General features: G+C 65.1%; 7 protein-coding genes. 6 read left to right on the plus strand and 1 reads right to left on the minus strand.

The genetic code is table 11. From position 1 onward, the window contains the following. Window position 1 precedes the first annotated feature (1 nt). From ACIPY2_RS16330 to ACIPY2_RS16340, 3 genes are all read left to right on the plus strand, one after another. Window positions 2-2,527: an MMPL family transporter gene (locus ACIPY2_RS16330; protein WP_400267431.1), complete on the plus strand. Its 2,526-nt coding sequence runs from the start codon at window positions 2-4 to the stop codon at window positions 2,525-2,527. Between the two features lie 165 nt (window positions 2,528-2,692). Continuing rightward, a complete protein-coding gene (locus ACIPY2_RS16335) occupies window positions 2,693-3,352 on the plus strand; it encodes a Maf family protein (protein ID WP_400267432.1) in 660 nt (219 codons plus the stop codon). 117 nt (window positions 3,353-3,469) lie between these two features. Beyond that, entirely contained in the window at window positions 3,470-5,284 is a 1,815-nt protein-coding gene (locus tag ACIPY2_RS16340) for an acetyl/propionyl/methylcrotonyl-CoA carboxylase subunit alpha (protein ID WP_400267433.1), read from the plus strand. 71 nt (window positions 5,285-5,355) lie between these two features. On the opposite strand, the gene ACIPY2_RS16345 is transcribed toward ACIPY2_RS16340, so the two are convergent. Then, a complete protein-coding gene (locus ACIPY2_RS16345; RefSeq protein ID WP_400267434.1) occupies window positions 5,356-6,765 on the minus strand; it encodes an MFS transporter in 1,410 nt (469 codons plus the stop codon). A 292-nt stretch (window positions 6,766-7,057) separates the two neighbouring features. Between ACIPY2_RS16345 and ACIPY2_RS16350 the strand changes: the two genes are divergently transcribed. Genes ACIPY2_RS16350 through ACIPY2_RS16360 form a run of 3 tightly spaced genes read left to right on the plus strand, consistent with a single transcriptional unit; the run spans window position 7,058 to window position 12,219 of the window. Further along, window positions 7,058-8,470, plus strand: a complete 1,413-nt coding sequence (locus ACIPY2_RS16350; protein WP_400267435.1) for an MFS transporter — start codon at window positions 7,058-7,060, stop codon at window positions 8,468-8,470. Beyond that, window positions 8,471-10,660: a molybdopterin oxidoreductase family protein gene (locus ACIPY2_RS16355; protein ID WP_400267436.1), complete on the plus strand. Its 2,190-nt coding sequence runs from the start codon at window positions 8,471-8,473 to the stop codon at window positions 10,658-10,660. It begins immediately after the preceding gene. Continuing rightward, window positions 10,657-12,219 carry an FAD-dependent oxidoreductase gene (locus ACIPY2_RS16360; RefSeq protein WP_400267437.1) on the plus strand — a complete coding sequence of 521 codons (1,563 nt, stop codon included), beginning with the start codon at window positions 10,657-10,659 and terminating at the stop codon, window positions 12,217-12,219. The genes ACIPY2_RS16355 and ACIPY2_RS16360 overlap by 4 nt, the downstream gene beginning before the upstream one ends. Window positions 12,220-12,358 lie beyond the last annotated feature (139 nt).

Genomic DNA, 12,358 nt, shown 5'->3' on the forward strand with positions numbered 1-12,358 from the left:
CATGGCTTCGCTTCTCTACCGTCTAGGCAAGTTTTCGTATCGCCGCCGCTGGCTGGTCATCTCCTTGTGGCTGGCCGTCCTGGTGGCCGTGGGCGGCTCGGCCGCTGCGTTCCACGGCACCATGTCCAACAACTTCACGATTCCGGGCACCGAAACCCAGCAGATGGCGGACAAGCTGAAGGCAGCGATTCCGGCCTCCTCCGGCGGTTCCGCGAGCGTTGTTTTCGACGCCGGTGATGCCGGCTTTGACCAAGCCAAAAAGGATGCCGTTGCGTCGGCGCTCGACAAGCTCAAGTCCTTGCCCGATGTCCAGGGCACGGTGAACCCCTTCACCACCCAGGAGCAGCTTGACCAGGCGACCGGCAAGCTTGCCGAAGGCGAAGCCAAGGCCACCGCCGGTCAGGCCCAACTCGACGCGTCGCGTGCCCAGCTGGCCGCGGGCGAGGCCCAGCTCGCCGCCGCAGAACAACAGCTGGCCGCTTCCGGCCTTTCGCCGGCGCAGATCGAGGCCCAGCTTGGAGCCAAGCGTGCCGAGCTGGCGGCCGGCAAGGAAAAGCTCGACGCCGGAACCAAGGAAGCGGCCGACGGCGCCGTTGCGTTGGCCCTCGGGAAGCGGGAGGCTGCCGCCTCCGAAGGCCTGCGCTTCGTTTCCAGCGACAACAAGGCCGCGATCGCCCAAGTCCAGTTCAAGACATCCATCAACGCGGTCGCACCCGCTGTCCGCCAGCAGGTACAGGACATCGTCCACGGCGTCTCATCGGCAGGCGTGACGGCGTACGCGAGCAAGGAAATCACCGAGGACGTCTCCCAGATCTTCGGCATCGCGGAAATCGTTGGCGTTGCCGTCGCAGCTGCAGTCCTGATCCTCATGCTCGGTACGCTCATCGCGGCCGGCCTCCCCCTGATCATGGCGTTGATCGGCGTCGCGGTTGGCGTAGGTGGAACGTTCGCCCTGACCGGCGTGATCGACATGAGCTCCATGTCACCGATGCTCGCCCTCATGTTGGGCCTCGCCGTCGGCATCGACTACTCACTGTTCATCGTCAACCGGCACCGCAACCAGCTCCTCGCAGGGATGGATGGCGAAGAATCCGCAGCCCTCGCAACAGGAACGTCGGGCAACGCCGTACTCTTCGCCGGCCTCACGGTCATTATCGCGCTGGCCGCCCTGGTGGTGCCCGGCCTGCCTTTCCTGGCCGTCATGGGTGTTGCCGCAGCGGCAACTGTTGCTGTCGCCGTCGTCGTCGCTTTGACCCTGACACCTGCCGTCCTTTCGCTGATCGGCCGCCGCCTCATCTCCAAGCGCGCTTGGGCCAAGGCCGCGCAGCACAATGCGGAACCCGGTCACGAAGCTGCCGACCGCGAACTCGAGGAGAAGCGCAGCACGCGCGGCTGGGGCGGGCTCGTGACGCGCCACCCCTGGGTTTCGCTGATTGCCAGCATCGTGCTGCTCGGCGCACTCGCGCTGCCTGCATCCCAGCTGCGGCTGGCACTGCCCGACGGCGGTTCGGAACCTGTTGATTCCCAGGCATACAAGGCGTACGACCTCACGCGCAACAGCTTTGGCGAAGGCATGACCGGTCCGATCATCGTGGTCGGTGAGTTCCCTGCAGGCCTGAGCGAAAACGACGCGAAGAGCAAACAGTATGACGTCGCGGATGAATTGCGCAGTGTGGACAACGTGGTGGCGGCAGTTCCGGTTGCCATCAGCGACGACCGCCGCACGGCAGTCTTCCAGGTCATCCCCAAGGAAGGTCCGGCCAGCGCCAGCACCGTTCAAGTGGTCTCCCAGCTTCGCGAGAAGGGCTCCGGGATCCACGACAAGACAGGTGCGACCATTGGCCTGACAGGACAGACCGCCGGCAACATCGATGTCTCCGCCAAGCTTGGCGCGGCCCTGCCGCCTTACTTGGCAATCGTCGTCGGCTTGTCCTTGATCCTGCTGCTTCTGGTGTTCCGCTCGATTGTTGTTCCCTTGCTCGCCACCGGTGGCTTCCTGCTTTCCCTCGCTGCTGCGTTCGGCGCTGTGGTGGCCGTGTACCAGTGGGGTTGGCTGGGATCCGTATTCGATGTCGCCAACCCCGGCGCAGTCCTGAGCTTCCTGCCGATCATCCTGATCGGTGTGCTGTTCGGCCTCGCCATGGACTATCAGGTGTTCATCACCTCGGGCATGCGCGAATCATTCATGCATGGGGAGAGCGCCCGGCACGCGGTCCGCACGGGGTTCAGCCACGCAGCGGCAGTGGTTACCGCGGCGGCAATCATCATGGTCAGCGTCTTCTCCGGCTTCATCTTCAGCCACCTGACCATGGTCCGGCCGCTCGGCTTCGCGATGGCATTCGGCGTCCTGATCGACGCGTTCGTTGTCCGCATGACGATCGTGCCGGCCATCATGTACCTGCTCGGCGAGAAGGCCTGGTGGCTGCCGAAGTGGCTGCAGCGGATCCTTCCCGACGTGGACGTGGAAGGAGCCAAGCTCACCCGCAGCGACCGCCCCAAGTCCGGCTCGGAGGAACTGGTCCACTAGGTCCCTCTCCCACATAACCACCGGATATCACCGATGCTCTCTCACTTGCCCGAAGCGAGTGAGAGAGCATCGGGCGTTAAAGGGCGGGACGTGAGAGAGGAACCACCGGGAAGGGGGTGGGACGTGAGAGAGCTTCGGGGGGCGGCGGGTATTAGGCTGGAAGACGTGACCCGATTGATCCTGGCCTCCCAGTCCCCTGCCCGCACCAAGCTTCTCTCCGAGGCAGGCATCCACCACGAGATCATGGTTTCAGACGTGGACGAGGACGCGGTGCAGGCCAAGTACGGCGTGACCGATCCCCACGACACCGCACTGCTCCTGGCCCGCGCCAAGGCCGAGGCGGTCGCGTCGCTCCCCGAGGCAGAAGGTGCCTTGGTGATCGGCTGCGATTCCGTCTTCGAATTCGACGGAGAATCCCACGGCAAGCCCTACACCGCGGACGTCGCGAGGAAGCGGATGCTGCGGATGAGCGGCTCCAAGGGTGTCCTTCATACAGGGCACTGGCTGGTGGACTGCCGGGACACGGCCGTGGACGTCGACGACGACGAAACCGCCGAGGGTACGGGCGCCACCCTGGGTGCCGTCTCCAGTGCGGAAGTGCACTTCGCCGAGATGTCCGAAAACGACATCGACGCCTACATTGCCACGGGAGAACCACTGCATTGCGCGGGCTCGTTCACCATCGACGGCTTGGGTGGGGCGTTCATCCGCAAGGTGGACGGTGATCCGCACGCCGTCGTCGGGCTTTCCATCTCGACCCTCCGCGACCTGCTGGTACACGCGAACGTCAGCGTCACGGAACTGTGGGCGCCGCAGGCACAGTAGATCACTTTGTAGCAACCCTACAAAGGAACAGCGCTTCACACACGGAATCCCCCATCAATATGGGCGGAACCCTCACAATCGCGCTAGGCTCCCTGAAGGACAGAAGGAGTCAACAACTTGTCAGCTAACCCGGCGCAGCCCATTTCCAGCCCTCTTACCAAGGTCTTGATTGCCAACCGCGGCGAGATCGCGGTCCGCATCATCCGAGCAGCCCGGGACGAAGGCATCGCCTCCGTAGCCGTTTACGCAGACCCGGACCGTGATGCCCTGCACGTTCGCCTCGCCGATGAGGCCTACGCGCTGGGTGGCAACACGGCAGCCGAGTCCTACCTGGTGATGGACAAGATCATCGAGGTTGCCAAGCAGTCCGGTGCCGATGGCATCCACCCCGGCTACGGCTTCCTGGCCGAAAACGCCGAGTTCGCCGCCAAGGTCATCGAGGCAGGCATCAACTGGATCGGCCCCTCGCCCGAGGCCATCTCCGCCTTGGGCGACAAAGTCCAGGCCCGCCACATCGCCGAAAAGGTTGGCGCCCCGCTGGTCCCCGGCACGGCCGACCCCGTCCAGGACGCGGACGAGATCCTGAAGTTCGCCGAGGAGTTCGGCCTTCCCGTGGCCATCAAGGCTGCCTTCGGCGGCGGTGGCCGTGGCATCAAGGTTGCCCGCACCATGGAAGAGATCCCGGAACTCTACGAATCCGCGGTCCGCGAAGCCGTGGCAGCCTTCGGCCGTGGCGAGTGCTTCATCGAGCGCTTCCTCGACTCCCCGCGCCACGTTGAAACCCAGTGCCTCGCAGACGCCTACGGCAACGTGGTGGTGGTCTCCACCCGCGACTGCTCGCTGCAGCGCCGCAACCAGAAGCTCGTGGAAGAGGCCCCGGCCCCCTACCTGAGCGAAGAACAGGTCAAGCGCCTGTACGAGTCCTCCAAAGCCATCCTCAAGGAAGCCAACTACCTCGGCGCCGGAACCTGCGAATTCCTGGTGGGCCAGGACGGAACCATCTCCTTCCTTGAGGTCAACACCCGCCTCCAGGTGGAGCACTGCGTGTCCGAGGAAGTCACCGGAATCGACCTGGTCCGCGAGCAGTTCCGCATCGCGCGCGGCGAAGCCCTGGGCTACGAGGATCCTGAGGTCCGCGGCCACTCCTTCGAATTCCGCATCACGGGCGAGGACCCGGGCCGCAACTTCATGCCCGCCCCCGGCACGATCAGCACGCTGAAGAACCCCACGGGTCCCGGCATCCGCGTGGACTCCGGCGTGGAGCAGGGCGATGTGATCAGCGGCAACTTCGACTCCATGCTCTCCAAGCTGATCGTCACCGGTTCCAGCCGCGAGCAGGCACTGCAGCGCTCCCGACGCGCCCTCGAGGAAATGGTTGTCGAGGGCATCCCGACGGTCATCCCCTTCGACCTCGCCGTCGTTACGGACCCGGCCTTCGCTCCCGCCGAGGGACCGTTCCAGGTCCACACCCGCTGGATCGAGACCGAGTTCGTCAACAGCATCCCGGCCTGGTCGCCGACGGGCACCGGCACGGAAACGTCCGACGCCGGTGAGCGCCAGCGCGTCGTCGTCGAGGTTGGCGGCAAGCGCCTTGAGGTGGTCCTGCCGTCCGGCCTGGGTGCCGGTGTGGCAGTTGCTTCCAGCGGCGCGGGCGCCAAGGCAGGGAAGTCGAAAAAGCGCTCCCGCTCGGCAGGCGCTACGGCTGCTGCCGCGGGCGGCAACGCCCTGACCTCCCCCATGCAGGGCACCATCGTGAAAATCGCAGCGTCCGACGGCGACGTGGTGGCCGAAGGCGACCTGATCGTGGTCCTCGAAGCCATGAAGATGGAGCAGCCCCTCACCGCGCACAAGGCCGGAACGGTCCGCGGCCTGACCGCCTCCGCGGGCGAGACGGTAGCCGCCGGCGCTGTCATCGCCACCATCGAGGACTAGCGGCAAGCACGCCTTAACGACGCCGGCCCCGCACCTTATGGTGGTGCGGGGCCGGCGTCGTTAAGAGGTACTTAGGCTACGTTGTTCTCGTAGTCCGTGTCCTTGGTTTCGCGAGTGAGCCAAAGCGCGATGAAGGTGATCACAGCGGCAACAGCCATGTAAACGCCCACCAGCCACGTGCTTCCGTTGGCGGCGGACCACAGTGCGATCGCGACGAACGAGGCAGGGGCTGCGCCAATCATGGACGAGAGGTTGTATGCCACTGCCGAACCCGTGTAACGGACGTTGGCAGGGAACAGTTCAGGCAGGATCGCCGCCATGGGACCGAAGGTCAGGCCCATGAGGGTGAAGCCAACGATGAGGCCGACCATCGCGGCTGCCTGGCCCGGGCCGAACATGGTGAACCACAGCGCTCCGAAGACAAAGATGCCCGCGGTAACGCCCAGCAGGAACTTCCGGCGGCCCCACTTTTCCGCGAGCGGCCCGGAGACCACCGTGAAGATTCCGAAGAAGACAACGCCGACGATCAGCATCCAGAGGAAGTCTGACCGGGAAATGCCCAGGCCCGGAACGAACGCGGCAATCTGGTCAGCTGTCATGGGCTTGCCGGCCTTCTCGGCCGCTGCCTGCGCGCCGGCCAGCGTGGGCTTGGTGCCGTAGGACAGCGTGAACGTGGTCATGATGTAGAACAGCACGTACGTGGCAAACATGATGAACGTGCCGGCAACCACGGGGCGCCAGTGGTTCTTGAGCGTCGCACCCAGCGGAAGCTTCTGGACCTTGTCCTGCTGGATGACCTTGGTGAAGGAAGCGCTCTCCACGAGCTTGAGGCGGACGTACAGGCCCACGATCACCAGGACGGCGCTCACCAGGAACGGCACACGCCAACCCCATGCGAGGAACTGTTCCGCGGTCAGGGCAACGTTCATCCAGATGAAGATCACGTTGGCGATGATGAAGCCGATCGGCGCACCCAACTGCGGGAACGTGCCGTAGATGGCACGCTTGCCCTCGGGGGCATTCTCCGTGGCGAGCAAAGCCGCGCCGGACCATTCGCCACCCAAGGCCAGGCCTTGGAAGAACCGAAGGACCACCAGCAGGACCGGTGCCAGGATGGCCCAACCCGGCAAGGACGCCTCGGGCAGGAGACCGATGAGGAACGTGGCAATACCCATCGTCAGCAAGGAAGCCACCAGCGTTCCCTTGCGGCCGATCTTGTCACCAAAGTGCCCGAAGACCACGGCTCCGATGGGCCGCGCGAAGAAGGCGACGCCGAAAATGGCGAAGGCGCTGAGCAGGGCGTTGATGTCGGTGGCATCCGGGAAGAAGAGCTTGGGGAAGACCAGCACGGACGCCGTGGCGTAGGCGTAGAAGTCGTAGAACTCGATCGTGGTACCGATGAGGCTGGCGAAGATCACCCGGCCCCGGGAGTTCACCGGCTTGGTGGACTTACCTTCCTTGGAGGGTGCAGTGGAAGACATGTAGTAGCAGCTTTCGTTCACGCCGGTCGGTGCCTGAGCACACTGCCGGCGATGGCTTATTCGAGAGTTCAATAATAGTTCCCGGAGTCCATTGAATGGACACCAAGTCCAAAATGTGGACGCACAGAAAAATCTCACCTTGTGGCACGCGCCACAACCTCACCATCGTCTCACGCTCTTGTGATGGCGTAGATAGGGAAATGTCACAGCACGTTTACAAACGGCGACGGTCCGCGAAATGCACGATACCTACGTTTGAAAGCACAACGTCCCCCACCTAGGAGGCACTCCTGTGACTGTTGAACGCACCGCAGACCAACTGGCTCCCATCCAGTCCGCTGCCGTCACCGCACCCGCCCTCGAACACCGTCCCGGCCGCTGGATCGCCAATTGGGATGCCGAGAACAAGGGCCAATGGGAAGCCGAAGGCCGGTCAATCGCCAAGCGCAACCTGTACTGGTCCATCTTCGCCGAATTCCTCGGATTCGTTGTTTGGCAGCTGTGGTCGATCGTGGTCGTGCAGCTTCCGGCAGCAGGCTTCAAGTTCGATACCAACCAGATCTTCTGGCTCATCTCGATGCCCAGCCTCGTGGGCGCAACGCTCCGCATCCCCTACACCTTCATGGTTCCCAAGTTCGGCGGACGGAACTGGACCATCGTCTCGGCCCTCCTGCTCCTGATCCCCACCACCGGGCTGGCCATCTGCGTCTCGAACCCCCAGACACCGTTTGGCGTCATGCTCCTCGTCGCGGCCCTCGCAGGCTTCGGCGGCGGCAACTTCGCCAGTTCAATGGCCAACATCACCTTCTTCTACCCTGCCCGTGAAAAGGGCTGGGCACTGGGACTTAACGCCGCCGGCGGTAACCTTGGTGCCGCCGTCGCGCAGCTGGTGGTTCCCATTGCCGTGACCGTACTTGCCGCCGGAACCGTGAACCTGCCCATGGCTGGCATTATCTGGATTCCGCTCATCCTGGTTGCCGCTTTTGGGGCGTGGAAGTACATGAACAACCTCACCAGCGCCAAGGGCGATGTTGCCGGGTCCGTGGCCGCGCTCAAGGAACCGCACCTGTGGATCATGGCATTCCTCTACATAGGCACCTTCGGCTCGTTCATCGGCTTTGCCGGCGTGTTCCCCAAGCTGATCAAGGACTACTTTCCCGAGTTCTCTTCCATCCATGTGGGGGCAGTGGCGCTGTCCTTGGCCTTCCTCGGACCGCTGGTTGGCTCGCTGGCACGGCCATACGGTGGCCGCATGGCCGACCGCATGGGCGGCGCCCGCATGACCATCACCGCATTCGCATCCATGGCCGTTATCACCCTCACCATGATCTGGACGCTGCCGCTGAAGAACTTCTGGCTCTTCCTGGGGCTGTTCCTCCTCCTCTTTGTCTCGAGCGGATTTGGAAACGGTGCAACCTACCGCATGATCCCGGTGATCTTCGCGACCTCCAGCCGCGCGGCCCGCTCCGGAGCCAGCAGCGCAGCCACCGCCCGCCTCGCCGCATCCTCGCTCGGCCTGATCTCAGCGATCGGAGCCTACGGCGGCTTCGTCATCCCCCAGGTCCTGAACGCATCGAACACCACCGCAGGTTCCTACACGCCGGCGTTCTACGGGTTCGTCGCAGCCTACGTGCTCATGCTCACCGTCTGCTGGGCCTGCTACATCCGCCCTGCCCGCCAGCGCAACACGATCGGACACATCTAGATGCCCAACGGCGCCGATACCCACTGCCCCTACTGCGCGCTCCAGTGCGCCATGACGCTGAGCCCGGCCGCCCCTGAGGTGGCGGGCCAGGCACCGGCGACCGCCCAGCCCGCCGCTCCCTTGGAAGTTTCCGGGCGCGAGTTCCCCACCAACCGGGGCGGGCTGTGCCGCAAGGGCTGGACATCGGCGTCGTTGTTGCGCCACAACGGACGTGTTACCGAACCGCTGCTCAAAGGCTCCGACGGCGTCCACCAACCCATCTCGTGGGACCAAGCCCTGATGCTCATCACGGCAGCCGTGAAGGACACCCAGCGTCAGCACGGGAACGACGCCGTGGGAGTCTTCGGCGGTGGCGGCCTCACCAATGAGAAGGCCTACATGCTGGGCAAGTTCGCCCGACTGGCCCTGCGCACCTCGCGGATCGACTACAACGGCCGGTTCTGCATGTCATCGGCGGCTGCTGCCGGAAACCGTGCCTTCGGCGTTGACCGGGGGCTCCCCTTTCCCGTCACGGACCTCGATTCAGCGTCGGTCATCCTCCTGCTCGGTTCCAATGTCGCGGAGACCATGCCCCCGTTCGTCCAGCACCTCCAGGGCGCACGCGACGCCGGCGGCTTGATCGTGGTGGACCCCCGCCGCTCGGCTACTGCCGCGTTCACGTCCGACGGCGGCGGCCTCCACTTGCAGCCAACGCCCGGCACCGATTTGGCCCTCCTTTTGGGCATCAGCCACGCAGTGGTCCACGAAGGCTTGGTGGATTCTGCATTCGTGGCGGCCCGCACCTCCGGCTACCCCGCCCTGGTGCGCAGCCTCAACGCCTTCTGGCCGGAACGGGTCCAGTCCATCACCGGCGTTCCTGCCAACCTCATCCGTGACACTGCACGCCGCCTGGCCCGGGGGGCACGTGCCGGCGGCAGCTACATCCTCAGTGGCCGCGGCGTGGAACAGCACGTGGACGGTACAGACACGGCCACGGCGGCAATCAACCTCAGCCTGCTCCTCGGACTCCCCGGTTCGGTCCGCAGCGGCTATGGCACACTCACCGGTCAGGGCAACGGGCAGGGCGGCCGCGAGCACGGACAAAAAGCCGATCAACTCCCTGGCTACCGCAAGATTACGGACCCTGCCGCACGCGCCCATATCGCCTCGGTGTGGGGAGTCGACGAGTCGCTCATCCCGGGGCCGGGGCTGCCCGCCGTCGACCTTCTCAAATCGCTCGGAAAGCCCGACGGCGTGCGGTGCCTCTTCGTGCACGGCGCCAACGTGGTGGTCTCCGCGCCGGACACCAACGCCGTCACCCAGGGGCTCCGGGACCTCGACTTCCTGGTGGTCTGCGACTTCTTCTTGTCCGAGACAGCATTGGAAGCCGATCTGGTGCTGCCCGTGACGCAGTGGGCTGAAGAGGAGGGCACGCTGACCAACCTCGAGGGGCGGGTGATCCGACGTCGCAGGGCGCTCACTCCCCCGCCCGGTGTCCGGACCGAACTGTGGCTCATGGCCCGGCTCGCGGAGATGCTGGAGGCCCCGTCCACGTTCAGTGACGATCCCGAGACCGTGTTCGAGGAACTGCGGCTGGCTTCCGCCGGTGGCTTGGCCGACTACTCCGGCATCGACTACGCCATGCTGGACCGCGGCGAAGCCGCCTACTGGCCCTTCCCTGCCGGCGGTTCCGGAACTCCCCGGCTGTTTTCCGATGGCTTCGCCCACCCCGACGGCAGGGCCGTGATGGTCCCAGTGATGCCGTCCAAGCGGGCGGCGCGCTCGTTTGCCGATGATTCCCTCGCCCTGGCCACCGGGCGCCTCCTGGAGCACTACCAGTCCGGCTCGCAAACCCGGCGTGTTGACGACTTAATGGCGGCACAGCCCCAAGTACGTTTGTTGATCCACCCCGCCACCGCCGCCTCCCGGGGCATCGCCGACGGCGATTACGCCAGCGTGACCAACCAACGCGGCGAGGTCCTATGCCGGGCTGAACTGAGCAACAACGTCAGGCCGGACACAGTTTTCCTGCCCTTCCATTTTCCCGGCCAGGAGAACGCCAACCGGCTCACGGAGGCTGCCACCGACCCCATCTCCGGCATGCCGGAGTTCAAGACCAGCCGGGTGTGGGTCCAGCGTGCTGCATCCACCCCGGCTCCCGACGGCCTTGCAGACGCAGGACTGTCACTGCACGCCAAGGAGGCTTCATGAGCGAGCGAATTGTTATTGTTGGATTCGGGCCCGTGGCTGCTCGTTTGGTGGAGGAACTGCTTCCTTCCGTTCGTTCGGGCATGGTGCAACTGCTCGTTGTCGGACAGGAAACCGAGGCTGCCTACAACCGAGTGATGGTGGCGGAACTTGGCGTGGGGCGTACTACCTCCGAAGCGCTTGCCCTGGCCGATGCTGCTGATCTGGAAGCTGCCGGGGTGGAGGTGCGGCTGGGAACCAAGGTCCGGCGGATCGACCGCGCGCGCCAACATGTTGTCCTCTCCGACGGCTCCGCTGAACACTACGACCGGCTTGTCTTTGCCACGGGTTCCCGGCCGGTCATTCCGAACCTTACGGGATTGAATCCTGACCCGTCCGGCCCCGTGTTGCCCGACGGAGTGATCACGCTGCGGGATCTCAAGGACGCTGCGGTGCTGCGTTCAGCCGTTGCCGATCGCAAGCGCGTTGTGGTCCTGGGCGGTGGCGTCCTGGGATTGGAGACCGCCCTGGCCGCCGCCGAGGAAGGCGCATGCGCCACCGTGGTGCATAACGGTCCCTTCCCGCTGGGCCGAAGCATCGACCGCGGCAGTGGTTCGGTCCTGACCGCCAGCCTGCGGGCGAACGGAGTCCGGATGGCAGGCAACGCCCGGTCCACCGGCGTCGAAACCGCCGGCCCCGGCGGCTCCTTCTCGGCGTTGTTGCTCGAGGACGGCTCCGCGATCGACGGCGACCTGCTGGTCCTGTCCTGCGGCGTGCGGCCGCGGATTGAGTTGGCCGAGGGCTGTGGCTTGCCGGTTGCGGCCGGAATCCTGGTGGACCACCGCTTGCGGACCCACCATGAACCACACATGTTCGCAATCGGCGACTGCGCGGAAATCCGTTGCACCGACGCGTCCTGTGTCGCGTGCCGGACGGCCGGTGGTCCTTCCGGACTGGTGGGTCCAGGGTGGCGGCAGGCCGAGTGGTTGGCCGAATACCTGCAAGTCCTTGCCCGTGGCGGGCAGTCCGCGGCGGATTCGCTGGAGCCGCTGGCCGCTGAGAAGCCCGGCGTCATCGTCCTGAAGGCCCGGGGCATCAACCTGGCCGTGGCCGGCGACAACCAGGCCGATCCATGGGATGAGGAACTGCTGGAAGCCGGAGCCGCCGTTGGACGCGCCCGCCGTCAGATTTCCCAGTGGGCCGACCCCGAGCACGGCCGATACGTCAAAATGACTACCCGGGGCGGAGTATTGGAAGGCTTGGTTTCCGTGGGCATGCCCAGGACCGCGGCTGAGCTGGTGATGCTGTTCGAACGCTCCTCGGAGCTGCCTGCGGACCGGTCGCTGCTCCTTCGACTGGACGGGCCGGACCAACTCGAAACGGGGGGGGCGAACAACGACCCCCAGCGGACAGTGTGCCGCTGCGCGGGTGTCAGTGCCGCGAGGATCGAGGAGTCTGTGGTGGACGGCTGTTCATCGGTAGCGGAGGTCTCCAAGACCACCCGTGCCGGGACAGGTTGCGGTGGCTGCCACGAGGACATCAAGGGCCTCGTCGAGAAGCATTTCCAAGCGGCTGCCGCCTGAGGGTGCTCCGCGGGATCGCTGGACAGCTGCGGGATAGCCGGAAGGTCCCTGTGTGTCAGGCTGTCGTGTGACAGGTTGTGTGTCGCTTGCGGTCTGACGCACAGGGCGGGGAAAGGTCCGTCATGGATTTTGTTATTCC

The sequence above is a fragment of the Paenarthrobacter sp. NPDC089675 genome, assembly GCF_044749185.1.
Lineage (GTDB): Bacteria > Actinomycetota > Actinomycetes > Actinomycetales > Micrococcaceae > Arthrobacter.

Excerpts from the sequence above, each read along its gene's own strand:
- ACIPY2_RS16330 (WP_400267431.1), top strand. The coding sequence starts at position 2 with ATGGCTTCGCTTCTCTACCGTCTAGGCAAGTTTTCGTATCGCCGCCGC.
- ACIPY2_RS16345 (WP_400267434.1), bottom strand. The coding sequence starts at position 6,765 with ATGTCTTCCACTGCACCCTCCAAGGAAGGTAAGTCCACCAAGCCGGTG.
- ACIPY2_RS16355 (WP_400267436.1), top strand. The coding sequence starts at position 8,471 with ATGCCCAACGGCGCCGATACCCACTGCCCCTACTGCGCGCTCCAGTGC.
- ACIPY2_RS16360 (WP_400267437.1), top strand. The coding sequence starts at position 10,657 with ATGAGCGAGCGAATTGTTATTGTTGGATTCGGGCCCGTGGCTGCTCGT.